Source organism: Sphingomonas yabuuchiae (assembly GCF_014199595.1).
In the GTDB taxonomy this organism is placed as follows: Bacteria; Pseudomonadota; Alphaproteobacteria; order Sphingomonadales; family Sphingomonadaceae; genus Sphingomonas; species Sphingomonas yabuuchiae.
In genome coordinates this window covers 166,487-183,242 of record NZ_JACHNX010000006.1, presented here as the reverse complement: position 1 = coordinate 183,242, position 16,756 = coordinate 166,487, and the positions used below count along the sequence as shown (strand labels likewise).

Sequence of the window (16,756 nt, the reverse complement as noted above, 5' to 3'; positions counted from 1 at the left end):
TTTTACCCGCTGTTGCGCAACGCCGTGGCGATGCCGTTGATCGACAACAGGATGCCCTCGCCGATGCGCGGATCGTCCTCGCCTGCGCGGTGGCGCTTCATGAGTTCGATCTGCAACAGGTTGAGCGGCTCGATATAGGGCAGGCGCAGGCGGATCGACGCCTCCAGCGCCGGATTGTCGGACAGCAGGCGTGTCTGGCCGGTGACGGTCAACAGGCCGTCGCGCGCGCGGTGCCAGCCGTCATGGATTCGCCCGAAGATCGCATCGCGCAGGGCTTCGTCCTCGACCAGCCCGGCATAGCGCCGCGCAATGCCGATGTCGGACTTGGCCAGCACCATCTCCATATTCGCCAGCGTTGCGGCGAAGAAGGGCCAGCTCTTCGCCATCTCTGCGAGCAGCGCCTTGTCTTCGAAATTCGCGATCGCGGTGCCGACGCCGTACCAGCCCGGCAGCATGACGCGCGCCTGTGCCCAGCTGAACACCCAGGGGATGGCGCGCAGATCCTCGATCGCGTCGGACTTCTTGCGGCTGGCCGGGCGGCTGCCGATCTTCAGGCCCGCGATTTCGGCGATGGGGGTCATCTGGCGGAAGAAGGTACGGAAACCCTCGGTGCCATAGACCAGCCCGCGATAGGTGGAGAAGGCGGTCGCCGACAGTTCCTCCATCGCGGCGGTAAAGCGCGCGGTGTCCGCCGCCGACAGCCGGTCCGGCTCCAGGCTGGCCAGCAACGTCGCCGACGCCATGGCTTCCAAATTGGTCAGCGCCGAATCGCGCGTGCCGTATTTGCCCGCGATCACCTCGCCCTGTTCGGTGATGCGGATGCGGCCCTGCACCGTGCCATGCGGCTGGGCCCGGATCGCGGCAAAGGCGCTGCCGCCGCCGCGCCCGACCGCGCCGCCGCGCCCGTGGAACAGCTGCATCCTGACGCCCAGATCGTCGAAGACCGGGCGAAACGCGCTCGACGCCTTGGACAGCGACCAGGTGGAGGTCAGATAGCCGCCATCCTTGTTCGAGTCCGAATAGCCGATCATCACCTCCTGATGGCCCCGCGCGCGGACGATCGCGGCGATCTCCGGCAGCGCGAAATAGGCGCGCATGATCTCGGGGCCTGCCTCCAGATCCTCGATCGTCTCGAACAGCGGCACCGCCATGATTGCGGCGGTGGCGGGCTCGCCGGGGCGGTAGAGGCCGAATTCCTTCAGCATCAGATTGATTTCGAGCAGGTCGGACACCGACTTGCCCATCGAGACGATATAGTTGGTGATGCACTTCGGCCCATAGGTGGCATGGGCATCGGCGGCGGCCTGGACGATCGCCAGTTCGGAGCGGGTCTCGTCCGAATAGTCGGCATAATGGCTGAACAGCGGCCGGGCATTGGCCAGTTCGCGACGGAGCAGCGCGACGCGCGCCTCCTCGTCCAGGGCCAGATAATCCGCCTCGACCCCGGCGACCTTCAGCAGCTCGGCGACGACGCGTTCATGCACCGCCGAATTCTGCCGCAGGTCGAGCGTGGCGAGGTGGAAGCCGAACGTCTCGACCGCGCGGATCAGCCGCCCGAGCGCGCCGCCGCTCGCCAGCGCCCCGTCGCCCTGTGCGGCCAGCCCCCGCGCGATCGCGACCAGATCGGTGCGGAGCGCCTTTGGGTCGGGATAGGGTTCGCCGGTCAGGCGGCCGGGGCGCGGCGGGGTCTTGCCGGTCAGCTTCTGATGCGTGGCCGAAAGCCGCGCATAAATGCCCGACAGCGCGCGGCGATAGGGCTCGTCCGAGCGGCTCAGCGCCTCGTCGCCGCTGGCATCGGCCAGCGCCAGCACCGCCTCGTCCACCTGCACATGGCCGGTCGAGATCGACAGCTCGGCACCCAGCGCATGCACCCCCTCGCAATAATGGGTCAGCACCGCGTCCGCCGCCTGGGCGAGCGCGGTGGTCAACGACTCGGCGGTGACGAAGGGATTGCCGTCGCGGTCGCCGCCGATCCAAGAACCGGGGCGTAAGAAAGCGGGCACGCGCGCCCCGAACGCCTTGTCCCAGCGCTGGTACAAAGCGGGCAGTACCGGCAGGAACACGTCGCGCAAATAGGACAGCGCCGTCTCCACCTCGTCGGTGACGTACAGCCGCTCGCGGCGCAGCACGCGCGTCTGCCAGAGAAGTGCGATCTGGCGGCCGATCGCCGCGTCCACATCGTCGCCATCGGGCGTGACGTCACGGCCCGCATCGCGCATCGCCAGCAGTTCGGCGATGCGGTTGCGGTGGTCGATCATGCTCTTGCGCCGCACCTCGGTCGGGTGCGCGGTCAGTACCGGGACGACCAGCGCCTGCGCCAGCAGTTCCATCGCGGCCTCGCGGTCGATACCCTGTTCGGACAGCGTCGCCAGCACCTCGGCAATGTCGGTGCCCGGCTCGCGCGCAATGCCCTGCCGGTCCTCGGCCAGATTGGCGAGCATCGAGAAGAGCATGAAGCCGCGCACGAAATCCAGCGTCTCGTCGAGGGCAAGTTTCTCCAGTTGCAGGTCGACCGACCCGTCCTCGCCCAGCCCGCGATAGCGATCGACCGAGGCACGCCGGATCGCCTCGGTCGCCTCGAACAGCGCGTCGCCGCCATAACGGCGGATCACATCGCCGAGCTGGGCGCCCAGGAAGCGGATATCGGCATTGTTGGCGATCGGAGGCAGGGTCGTCATGGGCGCTATTGCTGCAACGCAATAGGGCAGGCGTCAACCGATTGCGGACGGTAATTTTGGTATAATATCTAGGCGCGGTAATTACGGGATATTGCGCCTCGACCTAAGGTTGGTCACGGCTAGGGAGTCGCCTGGGATCCCATCAATGTCGACGGGGTCAGCGTTGGCGCGACGACCAGCAGGTCGAATTGCAGGCTCTTTTTGCGCCATGTCGGCGGCATATCCTTGGGTGGATGGGCACGAAGCTGGCGCAGATCGACCAGCATCCATTCGGAAGAGCCGCCGTCGAGCCCGCCCAGCGCGTCCTTGAGCCAGGCATAGTCCGCATCGTCGGTCATGACGAAGGGCTCGGTCCGCACCTGCCGCCCCACGCCGTTGTAAAGGGCATGCACGCCTCTGGCGCCATAGACTGCGATGTGCAGCGACTCGGCGCCTTCGCCCTCGGCGCGTTCGGCGATGAAATTGCCCAGGTCTCGCTGGTCGAGCCCGTTGATGCCTTGGCGGCGTGGAGATCGCCGAACTTGAACAGGACCCGCGCCGATTTGGGGACCTCGGCCAGATGCCTCACCAGCGTCCGCTTCATCAGACGGGCACGGCGTCCGTTCGAGGCATAGCCATCGTCATTCTGACCCAGATAGATGGCACGCGTCTCGACCAGGCTGTCGAACAGCTCGCGAACCCGCTGCCCGCCGTCGCGCCGGATGGCGGCGTCCGCGTCGGCCAGCTGGGCCTCGCCGATCGTGAAGATCAGCAGATCGCCGACCGATCCCGATGCCATGGCCTTTTGGCTGGCCGCGCGGTCGAGCTCGACCAGCCGTGCGATCGCGGTGTGGGCGACGGGGCCGGGGTGTGCGGCCTGCATCTGTTCGAGCAGAAAGCCCGACGCACCGAAGAATTCCTGGTCCAGGCCCCAGATCGCGAAGTCGGGCCCGGCCATCTTGGCGCAATCGGCCGCCATGTCGCTTTCGTCACGGCCATTCTGGAAGGCCATGCCATCGGGATGCGTCTGCATGAACGCGGTAAGGCGCGCGACCCGGTCGGGGCGGCGGAGATGGGCGTTGACGATCCGAGCGGCCTCGGGCCCCGTCTCGACGGCAAAGGCGCGCAGCCCGTCCGGCGCCATCAGACCGCATAGGCCGCGCGCGAACATCGGGATTTCGCGCGACAGATGATCCTCGCCGATCATCACATAGCGCGCCTTGGTGACGGCATCGGCGATGGTCGTGGCGCCTGGGCCGTGCAGTCCGGTGGCGTCGACGCTGAAATGCGATCGGGCCTGCGCCAGGCGATCTGCAAAGGGCGGCTTCTTTTGGGGTTCCTGGGCCGACAGCGTGGTTGCGCAGGCCATCAGCGTCACCGTCATCCATAGCTTGCGCATGATCATGCCCCCCAATCCGCATAATCTGACGCATGGTGTCGGGCCTGCCTAGGTCCTCCGTACCGGGCGCCGTGGCGTCAGTTCGCATTCCCCGGCGGGGTCGCGTTCGCGCCGGTCGCGACCGGATTGGCGGGTGTCGCGGGCCGTTCGGTGCGCGATGCCTCGCGTTCTTCGGAGGTGACGGTGCCGTCGCGGTTCAGGTCCATCCGGTCGAAGCGCGCCAGCATCCCCTCGAAGAACTCGCTCTCGGTGATCTCGCCGTCCTTGTTGCGGTCCAGCTCCCACAGGCGCGAATTGGTCGTGGGCATTTCATCGGCGGTGATGATGTCGTTGCCGTCGCGGTCCAGTTCGCGGAAGCGGCGCGCCATCATGCTGCCGAAGTCGACGCGGGACGTGACGGAGGGCGGAACGAAGCCCGCCTTGGCGGCGGCGCGGTCGGCTTCGGCGCGGTTCTCCGCCTTTTTGCCACAGGCGGTGGTGGTGGCGGCCAGTGCCATCAATCCCAGGCTGATCAGGCCCCTTGCCCATCCACGCATTCGACACTCCCGCTTCGTTACGCTTCCAGCTCAACGTCCCAATAGAGCCAGTCGTGCCATGTTTCATGCAGATAATTGGGCGGGAAGCTGCGGCCATGTTCCTGTAAATGCCAGTTTGTCGGGCGGATCGGCTCGATATGCAGCGGCATGGCGGCCTGGCGCGGGGTGCGTCCGCCCTTCTTCAGGTTACAGGGCGCGCAGGCGGTGACGACATTCTCCCAGGTCGTCCGCCCCCCTTGCGCGCGCGGGATGACATGGTCGAAGGTCAGGTCGCGGTGCGATCCGCAATATTGGCAGGAGAAGCGGTCGCGCAGGAACAGGTTGAAACGGGTGAAGGCCGGGAATTGCGACGGCTTCACGAATTGCTTGAGCGCGATGACCGAGGGCAGCTTGACCTTGGCGGTCGGGCTGCGCACCTCGCGCTCATAATGGGCGACGATATCCACCCGGTCGAGGAACACGGCCTTCACTGCGGTCTGCCAGGGCCAGACCGACAGCGGATAATAGGACAGCGGCGTATAGTCCGCATTCAGTACGAGCGCCGGACAACTGTCCGGGTGTCGGATCAAATCGGGATGAAACACAGCTCCTCCCATCGATGTACGCCGACGCTATTCGCGCAAGCGCGTGACATGGCTATGACACTCGGGCGTATGAGAACATGCTATTGGAATCGCGGTCAAGAGGGCGGGCGATGAGTGGAGCGCCACGCGCCACGCGTTTCGCGCCCAGCCCGACCGGGCGGCTGCATCTGGGCCATGCGCTGTCGGCGGTGCGTGCGTTCGATCTGGCGCGTGCGGGGGGCGGGCGCTTCCTGCTGCGGATCGAGGATATCGACGGCACGCGCAGTCGGCCCGAGCATGTCGATGCCATATTGCGCGATCTGGAATGGCTGGGGCTGGAATGGGACGACCTGTCCTTCCAGTCCGAGCGGCTGGACCTTTATGCGGCGGCGCAGGCACGGCTGGCCGGCCTGCTCTATCCCTGTTTCTGCACCCGCGCCGAGATTGCCGCCAGCCTGTCCGCGCCGCATGGCGCGACGCCGCTCTATCCGGGGACGTGCCGCCCTCTGTCGCCCGAGACGCGCGCCGCGCGGATGGGGGAGCCGCATAGCTGGCGGCTGGACATGGCACGCGCGGTCGAGCGCGCCGGGCCGCTGACCTGGCAGGACGAATATGCGGGCGAGGTCGTCGCCGATCCGCTCGCCCATGGCGACGTCATCCTGGCGCGCAAGGATGCGCCCGCCAGCTATCATCTGGCGGTGACAGTCGATGATGCGGCGCAGGGCGTGACCGATGTGGTTCGGGGCGTCGATCTGTTCGACGCCACCCATGTCCACCGATTGCTCCAGGCGCTGCTGGACGTGCCGACGCCGCTCTATCACCACCACCCGCTGATCGTCGGCACGGACGGCCAGCGTCTGGCCAAACGGCACGGTGCGCCCGCCCTGGCGGCGATGCGCGAGGCGGGGGAGGACGGCCGCGCGCTGGCGGATGCGCTGCGGCGCAATATGCTTCCCGCTGGATTTCGGCTGGGGGAGGCGTAAGCTCAAGGGCATGACCACTTTTCTCGTGATCCTGCTGATCGCGGCGATGCTCGCCACATTGGTCGCGCTGGTGCGCGGCATCATCACCTTTCTCCAGGAGGCGACCGCCGAGGCAAAGGGCGAGGGGCCGACCGCGTCGCAGCTCAAGTCCAACCGGATGATGCAGCAGCGCATCTTCTTCCAGGCGCTGGCGATCACCGTGGTCGTGCTGTTGCTGTTCATGGCGGGGCGGACCTGATCCCTTGGTCAAGCTGACGAAAATCTACACCCGCACCGGCGACGAAGGCACGACCGGGCTGGTCGACGGATCGCGCCGTTCCAAGGCGGATATGCGCATGGTCGCGATCGGCGAGGTGGACGAGGCGAACAGCGCGATCGGCGTGGCCTTGCTGTCAGTCGAGGGGCCGCTCACCGAGCGACTGACCATGATCCAGAACGATCTGTTCGACCTCGGCGCGGATCTTGCCACGCCCGGAGAGGTGGAGGGGGCGCTTCGCATCATTCCCGAGCAGGTCGCGCGGCTGGAGGCGGAGATCGACGCGATGAACGCGTCGCTGTCCCCGCTGACCAGCTTCATCCTGCCTGGCGGCAGCGCGGCGTCAGCGCATCTGCATCTGGCGCGCGCCATCGCCCGGCGGGCCGAGCGCGCCGCCGTGGCGCTGGCCGGGCAGGAGGCGATCAACCCGCCCGCGCTCGCCTATCTCAACCGATTGTCGGATTGGCTTTTTGTCGCTGCGCGCACGATGAACCAAAGCGGCGCATCGGACGTTCTTTGGGTTCCAGGAGGGGCACGCATGGTACGGTAAGGGGCCGACCGCGTTTCCCGCTATCCCGGGGAGCGCCCAATGCCGACCCTTGTGCCGTCCTCTGCGGCGACCCTGACACCTGCCGATTCTCTGGCATCCCGCTATCGCTCGGTCCGCGCGCTGACCCTGGCGCTGGCCGAGCCGCTGTCCGATGCCGATGCGACCGTCCAGTCGATGCCGGACGCTTCGCCCGCCAAATGGCATATGGCGCATACCACCTGGTTCTTCGAAACCTTCGTGCTGCGCGACCATGTGCCGGGTTACGGCCTGCACGACCCGCGCTTCCCCTTCCTCTTCAACAGCTATTACGAGGCGGAGGGAAAGCGTCATGCGCGCCATCGCCGGGGGATGATCACACGGCCGACGCTGGACGAGGTGCGGGCCTATCGCGCCCATGTCGATGCCGCATTGCTGGCGGCGCTGCCCGACCTGCCCGCCGAGGCGCTCGAACTGGTGGCGCTGGGCTGTCACCATGAGGAGCAGCATCAGGAATTGTTCGTCACCGACATCCTGCATCTGTTCTCGGAAAACCCGCTGGAACCGGCAATCCATCCGCCCGAGCCGAAAGCCCCCGTCGCCATGCCCGGTCCGATCGGCTGGATCGAGGGCAGGGCGGGGATCGTCGAGATCGGCCATGACGGGCAGGGCTTCGCCTTCGATTGCGAAGGGCCGCGTCATCAGGCGCTGCTTCAGGGCCATGCCATGGCCGACCGCACCGTCACCAATGCCGAATGGATGCAGTTCATCGACGATGGCGGCTATCATGACGCACGGCTCTGGCTGTCGGACGGCTGGGCCTGGGTGAAGAGCGAGGGCATCGCCTCGCCGCTCTATTGGGAACAGCGCGACGGCGGCTGGACCCGGTTCGGGCTCGACGGGCGGCGTCCGATCGACCCCGCCGCGCCGGTCACCCATGTCAGCTTCTACGAGGCCGATGCCTTCGCCACCTGGGCGGGCGCGCGACTGCCGACCGAATTCGAATGGGAAGCGGCGGCCGCGTCGTTCGACGCATCGGGCGGCAACCAGTTGGACCGCGCGGGCGCGATCGAGCCGCGCCCTTCCTCGGGCGGCCCGGCCTTTTTCGGCGATGTCTGGGAATGGACCGGCAGCGCCTATCGCCCCTATCCCGGCTTCCACCCCGTCGAGGGCGCGGTCGGCGAATATAATGGCAAGTTCATGAACGGGCAGTTCGTCCTGCGCGGCGGCAGCTGCGCGACGCCGCGGGGCCATGCCCGCGCCTGTTACCGCAATTTCTTCTACCCCCATCAACGCTGGCAGTTCACCGGCGTCCGCCTGGCAAAGGATCTTTAAGCATGCTGAAGCCCGAGATCGAGGACGGCCAGATGTCGCTGGCCGACCCCGCCTTCCGCGCCGACGTCCTTGCCGGGTTGGAGCGTCGCCCGCGCGCCATCCCCGCGCGCTGGTTCTACGACCGCAAGGGGTCCGAGCTGTTCGAGGCGATCACCGACCTGCCCGAATATTATCCGACGCGGACCGAGACGGCGATCCTGAAGGCCATGTGCCCCGATCTGGTCGCGCATGTCGGCAAGGGACGCGCGGTGGTCGAATTCGGATCGGGCTCCTCGACCAAGACGCCGGTCCTGCTGCGCTGTGTCGAACCATCGGCCTATGTGCCGATCGACATTTCGGGCGACTTCCTGCGCGAATCCGCGCGCGGGCTGCAACAGGCGTTTCCCGACCTGCCCATCCATCCGCTGGAGGGCGATTTCATGCGCCCGCTGACGCTGCCCGCGATGGTGGCGGATGCGCCGAAACTGGGGTTCTTCCCCGGATCGACCATCGGCAACATGACGCCCGCCATGGCGACCGACCTGCTGCGCGCGATGCGCGGCTCGCTGGGCGAGGGGGCGATGCTGCTGATCGGCATGGACCGGACCAAGCCCAGCGACGTGCTGGTCCCCGCCTATGACGATGCGGCAGGCGTGACGGCGGCGTTCAACCGCAACCTGCTCGACCGGATCAACCGCGAGCTGGACGGCACCATCCCGGTCGATGCCTTTCGCCATCGTGCCATCTGGAACGACGATCGTTCGCGGATCGAGATGCATCTGGCGGCGCAGCAGGATGTCGACTTCACCATCGAAGGTCGCCCCTTCGCCATGGCGGCGGGCGAGACGATCCATACCGAGAACAGCCACAAATACGGACCACGCGATGCCAAGATCCTGCTGCGGGCGGGGGGCTGGACCCCGGTGAAGGACTGGACGGACCCCGATCAGCTGTTTTCGGTCTATCTGGCCGAAGCGCAATCGGCTCGGCTTGCACCATAAACGTCCTGTCGTGGCATCACGATTAAAATCTGATTTTTGTTAGTTCGATGCGTCTTTTCGTCAGAGCCGACGTTTTGACTTCCGGTTCGGCCAAGACCTCGCTCGCAAAGCAGGCCTTGGCAAAACCCCACGGCATGTACTTCTGATCGTTACATCATAACAGAAGAGCTGGCCGCTGGTTCCTGATCGGGAGGAGCATGATGACGGAAAGCGCACAACTGCTCGACGCGTTCGATGCACGGGTCGAGCGCCGCAATATGCGGCGCGAATTCTTCAAGACGGCGATGGGCGCGGCAGCCGCCGGCTTGACCGCCTTTTCCCTGGCAGGCAAGGCCGGGGCCCAGTCGACGATCACCGACACCGACATTCTGAACTTCGCGTTGAACCTCGAATATCTCGAGGCGCAGTTCTATGCCTTTGCCGCCAACGGCACCGGCCTGGCCTCCAACCAGCTGACCGGCACCGGCACCCAGGGTGCCGTGACCGGCGGCCAGCAGGTCAATTTCGCGACCGGCAGCGCCGACGACGCCATTGTCGGGCAATATGCCCGCGAGATCGCGGCGGACGAGGCGGCGCATGTCGCCTTCCTGCGCACCGCGCTGGGCAGTGCGGCGGTCGCGCAACCCGCGATCAACATCTCGGGCGATGCCAATGGCCCGTTCACGGCGGCGGCGCTGGCCGCGGGCGTGATTACTAGCGGCACCTTCAATCCCTATAGCTCGCCCACCGCCTTCCTGCTGGGCGCGTACATCTTCGAGGATGTCGGCGTGACCGCCTATAAGGGCGCCTCGCCGCTGATCAGCAACAAGACCTTCTTGCAGGCGGCGGCCGGTATTCTGGCGGTCGAGGCCTATCACGCGGCCATCGTGCGCACGACGCTCTATGCCCGCGGCTATGCCGATCCCAACCCGGAATCGTCGCTCGTCACCGCCGCCGGCAAGATTTCGGATGCGCGCGACAGCCTGGACGGTTCGACCGACCTCGACCAGGGGATCGCCCAGGCCACGGTCAACGGACAGCTGGTGTCCAACATCGTGCCGCTCGATACCAACGGCATCGCGTTCAGCCGCTCGCCGGGTCAGGTGCTCAACATCGTGTACCTGAACAAGGCGGCCGCCACGCTGGGCGGGTTCTTCCCGGCCGGCGTCAACGGCAATCTGCGCGCGAGCGTGGCGAACTGATCCCCTTTTTCCTCCTCTGGAGAGGATTTGAATCATGAGCGAAGAACGCTGCATTCTCGAGGTTATCGAAGAAGCCTCCGCCAAGCGCCGGTCCGATCGTCGCCGTTTCATGCGTATGGCCGCCGGGGCTGGCGCCGTCGGCGGCCTGGCGATGCTGGGCGCCTGCGGTGACGATGGCGACAACGTCATCGTCGTACCCACGCCGACGCCCACCACCACCCCGACCGGGTCGGTGACGGATGCCGATGTGCTGAACTTCGCGCTCCAGCTCGAATATCTGGAAGCGCAATTCTACAGCTATGCCGCCTTCGGCACCGGCCTGCCGTCGTCGGCGCTGACCGGCACCGGATCGCAGGGCGCGGTCGCGATCAACACCAGCGCCACCAACGGCGCGGGCCAGCCGCGTAAGGTCGAGTTTCAGGACCGGATCGTCGCGCAATATGCGCGCGAGATCGCCTATGACGAGATCGCGCATGTCAACTTCCTGCGCTCGGCGCTGGGCAGTGCGGCGGTGGCGCAGCCTGCGATCAACCTGTCGGGCGATGCCAGCGGCGCGTTCACGGCGGCGGCGCTGGCGGCGGGCGTGATCACCAGCGGCACCTTCGACCCCTATGCCTCGGACGAAGCCTTCCTCCTCGGCGCGTTCCTGTTCGAGGATGTCGGCGTCACCGCCTATATGGGCGGCGTCTCCCTGCTGACCAACAAGACCTTCATCGAGGCGGCGGCGGGCATCCACGCGGCCGAGGCCTATCATGCCGGTCTGGTCCGCACGACGCTGTACCGCAAGGGGCTGAGCAATTCGGCGCTGATCACCAATGCGGGCAAGATCTCGGACGCGCGCGACAGCCTGGACGGCTCGGCCGATCTCGACCAGGGCCTCGTGACGACGGTGAACGGCACGCAGGTGGCGAACCTGGTTCCCGCCGACTCCAACGCCATCGCCTTTGTCCGCACGCCCGGCCAGGTGCTGAACGTCGTGTATCTCAACAAGGCGGCGGTGACCGGCGGCGGCTTCTTCCCCAGCGGCCTGAACGGCAACGTCCGCACCAGCGCCGCCAGCGGCTAAAACCCCCTTCCCAAGGTCCCCTCCAAGGGCCGTTTGCCCCGATCGGTCGCTAGTCCCCTGGCCGGTCGGGGCATTTTGTTTGCGTGGCGGGGCTGATCCACCTTCACGCAAAACCGCTTCTTATCCGCCGCGAAGTCGCTTATGACGGGCCCATCCCCGGGGGAGCGCTGGCCTGCGCTTGAGAGGGGGGCAAGAGCCCCTGACCCGCTGAACCTGATCCGGCTGACACCGGCGTAGGGAGGGAGCGGCCCCATCTCTCATGGTCCGTTTCCTCCGCATGGAGTGGACGACTATGGCAGATATCCCCGCAAAGGCCGAAATTGGCGTGACCACCGGCCCCATTCGTGGCTCGAAGAAGATTCACGTCGGCCCGCTGAACGTCGCGATGCGCGAAATCCATCTCGATCCCTCCTCGGGCGAGCCGCCCTTGCGCGTGTACGATACGAGCGGTGCCTATACCGATCCGAATGCGCGCATCGACATCATGGCGGGCCTGCCGCAAATCCGTCGCAACTGGATCGAGGCGCGCGGCGATGTCGAGGCCTATGACGGCCGCGAAATCCGCCCCGAGGATAACGGCCAGCTTGGCCCCGACCGTTCGGGCGGCGTGCCGCAATTCCCGCGCACCGGGCTGAACCGTCCGCTGCGCGCGCGTGCAGGCATGAACGTCAGCCAGATGCATTATGCCCGCCGGGGTATCATCACGCCCGAAATGGAATATGTCGCGACCCGCGAAAATCTGGGCCGCGAGATGCTGAAGGAATATGTCCGCGACGGCGAGAGCTTCGGCGCGGACATCCCCGATTACGTGACGCCCGAATTCGTCCGCGACGAAGTGGCGCGCGGCCGGGCGATCATCCCCAACAATATCAACCACCCCGAATCCGAACCGATGGCGATCGGCCGCAACTTCCTGGTCAAGATCAACGCCAATATCGGCAATTCGGCGGTGGCCTCTAACGTGGCGTCCGAGGTCGACAAGCTGGTCTGGTCGATCCGCTGGGGCGCGGACACGGTCATGGACCTGTCGACGGGCCGCAACATCCACGACACGCGCGAATGGATCATCCGCAACTCGCCGGTGCCGATCGGCACGGTCCCCATCTATCAGGCGCTGGAAAAGGTCGGTGGCATCGCCGAGGAGCTGACCTGGGAAATCTTCCGCGACACGCTGATCGAACAAGCCGAGCAGGGCGTCGACTATTTCACCATCCATGCGGGCGTGCGCCTGCCCTATATCCCGCTGACCGCCAAGCGCGTGACGGGCATCGTGTCGCGTGGCGGCTCGATCATGGCGAAATGGTGCCTGGCGCATCACAAGGAGTCGTTCCTCTACGAACGCTTCGACGAGATCACCGAGATCATGAAGGCGTACGACATCGCCTATTCGCTGGGCGACGGCCTGCGTCCCGGCGCGATCGCCGACGCCAATGACGAGGCGCAGTTCGCCGAACTCTACACGCTGGGTGAACTCACCAAGCGCGCCTGGGCGCAGGACGTGCAGGTCATGATTGAAGGCCCCGGCCATGTGCCGATGCACAAGATCAAGCAGAATATGGAAAAGCAGCTGGAGGCGTGCGGCGAGGCGCCCTTCTACACGCTTGGGCCGCTGACTACCGATATCGCACCGGGTTACGACCATATCACCAGCGGCATCGGCGCGGCGATGATCGGCTGGTACGGCACGGCGATGCTTTGCTATGTCACGCCCAAGGAGCATCTGGGCCTGCCCGACCGTGACGACGTGAAGGTCGGCGTCGTCACCTACAAGCTGGCCGCCCACGCCGCAGACCTGGCCAAGGGGCACCCGGCTGCCAAGATGCGCGACGACGCACTGAGCCGCGCCCGCTTCGAGTTCCGCTGGCGCGACCAGTTCAACCTGTCGCTCGACCCCGACACGGCAGAGTCGTACCACGACCAGACCCTCCCGGCGGAGGGCGCCAAGACCGCGCATTTCTGTTCGATGTGCGGCCCGAAATTCTGCTCGATGAAGATCACGCAGGAAGTGCGGGAATTCGCGGCCAAGCAGAACGCGCCGGTCGAAACCTTCGTCGCAGCCGAGGATGCCGAAGCGGGGATGCAGGAAATGAGCGAGCGGTTCCGCGAGAAGGGCGGGGAGGTTTACCTTCCGGCGGAGTGAGGAAAGGGGCCGCATCCAGTGAGGGCGCGGCCCCCGTTGTTCTCGACCTTGGTTTAGCCTGAGCGAAGTTGAGGGCCATGGGGCAGCAAAACATCTAAATTCGACACAGTTTTGATATAAGCCGGTTGCTTGCAGTGGTTTTAGGGATAGATGCCTGTACGGGTTTTGAATATCCTGGGAGAAAGCCATGTTGCAGATCGCAACGGCAGGCGTCACGGCACTCGCGCAAGTTTACGGCTTTTCTGACGCTTCTAGCTTTCTCGCCAGCCACGTCGAGATGCTCAAAGGCTTGGACAATGTTCTACTAAGCCGTTGTGGTCATGTGCTTGAGGCCGTGCAAATTGGTTTTGGTGTTGGTTCTGAGCATGGCTTGATGCTGATCGGCGTAGGTCGAGCATTGTTAGGTGCGGGCATAGTGCCGGTTGGCGGGACGATTAGCTTAGCCAATCCGGTGATGATGACCTGTGCTGCGATTGGTGCCGTTCACTATGGCTGGCATGCGCTCAGCGAAGATGAGCGAAATAAGTTGCTCGACACCGTTGCCGATGCCTTTGCCATGGGAAAGCAGCTCATCAAATCGGTTGCCGATTTTGCCGTGGAAACAATCAAGGCGCTTCTTTCGAGCGAAAACCTTGCTGAACTTAAGCGTATGGTTGCAGACGCAGCGACAACGTTCGGGCGTCGCCTAGGTGACATTACTCGTTCAATTACCGATCGAGCGCTTGACGTGCGCAATATCGCCGTGGGTCACGCTTCGTCGATGATGAGCGCCATTCCAAAGCGTCTGCCATTTCAGCGCCCGGCGGAACCGTCTTAAGCCTTCTGCGTGGAATGCGGGCTCTGCAAAGCCTTCTCAATCATTGCCCATTCACTGGCCGACACCAGCACCGCGCCTTCGCTACGCTCAAGCGTGATCGCCAATGGCGCGCGGTCGGCGACGACCTTGTCGATCATCGCCTCCAGATTTTCGGACGCTTCGGCGTAGGAGACGGCTTGCATGAGCTGAAGGTCTCCTACGATCCTCCGAACGTCAACCGTCACCGCTTCCGCACAAACTCCGCGCGCAAGACCAATCCCTTGATCCCGTCGAACTTGCAGTCGATTTCCTGCGCGTCGCCGGTCAGGCGGATCGACTTGATGAGGGTGCCGCGCTTCAGCGTCTGGCCTGCGCCCTTGACGGTCAGGTCCTTGATCAGCGTCACCTGGTCCCCGTCGTTCAGCACATTGCCGACCGAGTCCCGCACCACGACCGCATCGTCGTCGCTGGCCGTTCCGCCCTTGGCGGCGGCGTCCGCGGCGCTGATCCATTCGCCGGTCGCTTCGTCATAGACATAATCGTCATCGGCCATCGCCTGTATTCCTTCGTCAGATGGGGGATGCACGACCCTATGCGCGCTCAGGCCTAATGATGCCATAGCGATTACAGATCATGACAGCGGCGGCAGTGCCCAGTCGATCGGCGGCTGGCCATGTTCGGCCAGAAAGGCATTGGCCTTGGAAAAGGGCTTCGACCCGAAAAAGCCGCCCCGCGCCGACAAGGGCGATGGATGGACCGAGGTCAGGACGCAGTGCCGCCCTTCGCCCATTTCGCGCACGAACCCAGCCTTCTTCTGGGCATAGGCGCCCCACAGGATGAAGACGACCGGCTCGGGCTTGGCAGCGACGGCGCGGATCACGGCGTCGGTGAACCGCTCCCAGCCGCGCACCTGATGCGAGGCAGCCTGGCCCATGCGTACGGTCAGCACCGAGTTGAGCAGCAGCACCCCCTGTCGCGCCCAATGGTCGAGCAGGCCATGGGAGGGCGGCGCAATGCCCAGGTCGGTCGCCATCTCCTTGTAGATATTGACCAGGCTGGGCGGCGGCCGGACGCCGGGCTGGACCGAGAAGGCCAGGCCATGCGCCTGCCCCTCGCCATGATAGGGGTCCTGCCCCAGGATGACGACGCGCACCTGATCCAGCGGCGTCAGGTCCAGCGCGCGGAACCACTCGGACGGGCGGGGGAAGACGCGCTGGCCGCCCTCGCGCTCCTCGGCCAGGAAGGTCTTCAGCGCCTTCATATAGGGTTCGTCGAATTCGGGCCGCAGCACCGACAGCCAGCTTTCGTGCAATCGAACGTCGCTCATGAATGCGTCTTGCCGTTCGCGACGGATGCGCGCAACCGGTGTCGCCGATGATCGTTATGCAGGCGATACGGTCGCCCTCCCGCGGCCGCCCGATAGGAAAGGACCTGGATCATGCAGCGTTCCACGATTCTCCTGGCCGTGATGGCCGCCGCGCTGCCGCTGGCCGCGTGCGGCTCATCGAGCGAACCGGCCAACAACAGCGCGGCCGCCGTCACCACCAACGGCACCGAGATGAGCGCCGACACGCTGGGGGCCAAGATCCGTGCGCTGCCCGAGGGCCAGCGTCGCGGCGTCCTGTTCCGCGCGATCCGCGATGCCGGGCCGAGCGGCGCCAGCTGCCAGTCGGTCACGGTGATGAAGGAAGCCGCCGCCACCAACGGCAACCCGACCTGGAACGCGGTGTGCGACGGCACGACCCAGTGGACGATCGTGCTGACCGCCGACCAGTCGGCCAGCGTCACCGGCCCCGGCCCCGTCACGATCAAGTGAATCCGGGCAAATGAGCCGGGTGGAGACTCTACCGTCACCGTTCGGGACGGTCGAGTCTCGCCAGCGTCGCGGGATCGTCCTGCCCGTCGAAGAAGCGCGCGAGCCCCTGGCGGAACGGCGCGGGATCGTCGGCCACGGTGGCAAACAGGGTCAGCGACGAACGCAGCTTCATCGCATCGACCGCGCCGAAGATCGCCTCGGCCGAGCCCGGCGCATCGATCGCGGCGGTCACGGCGTCCTGCAAACGCGGTCCGAGCAGCGGATGCGCCAGATAGGCCCGCGCTTCCCCGGCATCGGCGATGGCATAGAATATCGCGGTCGGGCTGCGACCCAGTCCGGCGATCTGCGGGAAGATGTACCACATCCAGTGGCTTTGCTTTCGGCCGGATCGCAGTTCGGCCAGCGCGGTGGCAAAATTGTTCGCCTGGACCTCGACAAAGCGGGCCAGCGCGGCATCATGGGAAGGCGGGGGTGACATGAAGGGGCAACCGGCCGCAGCCCCGAAGCGTTCCCGCCAACACG

Annotated in this window: 19 protein-coding genes and 1 riboswitch; of the genes, 10 read left to right on the top strand and 9 right to left on the bottom strand. The window is 65.6% G+C overall.

What is annotated here, in order from left to right:
• Window positions 1–2 precede the first annotated feature (2 nt).
• The 5 genes from ppc to GGQ89_RS09910 form a co-directional block, all read right to left on the bottom strand.
• Window positions 3–2,678, bottom strand: a complete 2,676-nt coding sequence (gene ppc, locus GGQ89_RS09930; RefSeq protein WP_184105636.1) for a phosphoenolpyruvate carboxylase — start codon at window positions 2,676–2,678, stop codon at window positions 3–5.
• Window positions 2,679–2,797: 119 nt separating this feature from the next.
• The gene (locus GGQ89_RS09925; RefSeq protein ID WP_184105635.1) at window positions 2,798–3,016 is read right to left on the bottom strand and encodes a hypothetical protein; all 219 of its coding nucleotides are present in this window, start codon (window positions 3,014–3,016) and stop codon (window positions 2,798–2,800) included.
• A complete protein-coding gene (locus tag GGQ89_RS09920; RefSeq protein WP_184105634.1) occupies window positions 3,013–4,056 on the bottom strand; it encodes a hypothetical protein in 1,044 nt (347 codons plus the stop codon). The genes GGQ89_RS09925 and GGQ89_RS09920 overlap by 4 nt, the downstream gene beginning before the upstream one ends.
• A 77-nt stretch (window positions 4,057–4,133) precedes the next feature.
• The gene (locus GGQ89_RS09915) at window positions 4,134–4,592 is read right to left on the bottom strand and encodes an EF-hand domain-containing protein (protein ID WP_184105633.1); all 459 of its coding nucleotides are present in this window, start codon (window positions 4,590–4,592) and stop codon (window positions 4,134–4,136) included.
• 17 nt (window positions 4,593–4,609) lie between these two features.
• Window positions 4,610–5,176: an HNH endonuclease gene (locus GGQ89_RS09910; protein WP_042485172.1), complete on the bottom strand. Its 567-nt coding sequence runs from the start codon at window positions 5,174–5,176 to the stop codon at window positions 4,610–4,612.
• A gap of 110 nt (window positions 5,177–5,286) precedes the next feature.
• On the opposite strand from GGQ89_RS09910, the gene gluQRS reads away from it, so the two are divergent.
• From gluQRS to GGQ89_RS09865, 9 genes are all read left to right on the top strand, one after another.
• Window positions 5,287–6,138 carry a tRNA glutamyl-Q(34) synthetase GluQRS gene (gene gluQRS, locus GGQ89_RS09905; protein WP_184105632.1) on the top strand — a complete coding sequence of 284 codons (852 nt, stop codon included), beginning with the start codon at window positions 5,287–5,289 and terminating at the stop codon, window positions 6,136–6,138.
• A 10-nt stretch (window positions 6,139–6,148) separates the two neighbouring features.
• A complete protein-coding gene (locus GGQ89_RS09900) occupies window positions 6,149–6,376 on the top strand; it encodes a twin transmembrane helix small protein (RefSeq protein ID WP_056435854.1) in 228 nt (75 codons plus the stop codon).
• A gap of 4 nt (window positions 6,377–6,380) precedes the next feature.
• The gene (locus GGQ89_RS09895) at window positions 6,381–6,944 is read left to right on the top strand and encodes a cob(I)yrinic acid a,c-diamide adenosyltransferase (RefSeq protein WP_184105631.1); all 564 of its coding nucleotides are present in this window, start codon (window positions 6,381–6,383) and stop codon (window positions 6,942–6,944) included.
• Between the two features lie 39 nt (window positions 6,945–6,983).
• Window positions 6,984–8,255, top strand: a complete 1,272-nt coding sequence (gene egtB, locus GGQ89_RS09890) for an ergothioneine biosynthesis protein EgtB (RefSeq protein WP_184105630.1) — start codon at window positions 6,984–6,986, stop codon at window positions 8,253–8,255.
• Between the two features lie 2 nt (window positions 8,256–8,257).
• Window positions 8,258–9,235, top strand: a complete 978-nt coding sequence (egtD, locus tag GGQ89_RS09885) for an L-histidine N(alpha)-methyltransferase (RefSeq protein ID WP_184105629.1) — start codon at window positions 8,258–8,260, stop codon at window positions 9,233–9,235.
• Window positions 9,236–9,435: 200 nt separating this feature from the next.
• Window positions 9,436–10,416, top strand: coding sequence for a ferritin-like domain-containing protein (locus tag GGQ89_RS09880; protein WP_184105678.1), 981 nt, complete (start codon window positions 9,436–9,438; stop codon window positions 10,414–10,416).
• Window positions 10,417–10,450: 34 nt separating this feature from the next.
• A complete protein-coding gene (locus GGQ89_RS09875; protein ID WP_056435841.1) occupies window positions 10,451–11,482 on the top strand; it encodes a ferritin-like domain-containing protein in 1,032 nt (343 codons plus the stop codon).
• A 153-nt stretch (window positions 11,483–11,635) separates the two neighbouring features.
• Window positions 11,636–11,726, top strand: a riboswitch (TPP riboswitch).
• A 48-nt stretch (window positions 11,727–11,774) separates the two neighbouring features.
• Window positions 11,775–13,622, top strand: coding sequence for a phosphomethylpyrimidine synthase ThiC (gene thiC / locus GGQ89_RS09870; protein WP_184105628.1), 1,848 nt, complete (start codon window positions 11,775–11,777; stop codon window positions 13,620–13,622).
• 187 nt (window positions 13,623–13,809) lie between these two features.
• Complete coding sequence (locus GGQ89_RS09865) at window positions 13,810–14,439, top strand: hypothetical protein (RefSeq protein WP_184105627.1); 630 nt, start codon at window positions 13,810–13,812, stop codon at window positions 14,437–14,439.
• Here the strand turns inward: GGQ89_RS09865 and GGQ89_RS09860 are convergent.
• The 3 genes from GGQ89_RS09860 to ung form a co-directional block, all read right to left on the bottom strand.
• A complete protein-coding gene (locus GGQ89_RS09860) occupies window positions 14,436–14,621 on the bottom strand; it encodes a type II toxin-antitoxin system Phd/YefM family antitoxin (protein WP_184105626.1) in 186 nt (61 codons plus the stop codon). The two genes, GGQ89_RS09865 and GGQ89_RS09860, sit on opposite strands and share 4 nt — an antisense overlap.
• A gap of 38 nt (window positions 14,622–14,659) precedes the next feature.
• Window positions 14,660–14,971, bottom strand: coding sequence for an alkylphosphonate utilization protein (locus GGQ89_RS09855; RefSeq protein WP_056435829.1), 312 nt, complete (start codon window positions 14,969–14,971; stop codon window positions 14,660–14,662).
• A gap of 78 nt (window positions 14,972–15,049) precedes the next feature.
• Entirely contained in the window at window positions 15,050–15,745 is a 696-nt protein-coding gene (gene ung, locus GGQ89_RS09850; protein WP_184105625.1) for a uracil-DNA glycosylase, read from the bottom strand.
• A gap of 111 nt (window positions 15,746–15,856) precedes the next feature.
• Between ung and GGQ89_RS09845 the strand changes: the two genes are divergently transcribed.
• Complete coding sequence (locus tag GGQ89_RS09845) at window positions 15,857–16,234, top strand: hypothetical protein (RefSeq protein ID WP_184105624.1); 378 nt, start codon at window positions 15,857–15,859, stop codon at window positions 16,232–16,234.
• A 34-nt stretch (window positions 16,235–16,268) separates the two neighbouring features.
• Here the strand turns inward: GGQ89_RS09845 and GGQ89_RS09840 are convergent, their stop codons facing one another.
• Window positions 16,269–16,712, bottom strand: a complete 444-nt coding sequence (locus GGQ89_RS09840) for a DUF1810 domain-containing protein (RefSeq protein WP_184105623.1) — start codon at window positions 16,710–16,712, stop codon at window positions 16,269–16,271.
• Window positions 16,713–16,756: the final 44 nt, after the last annotated feature.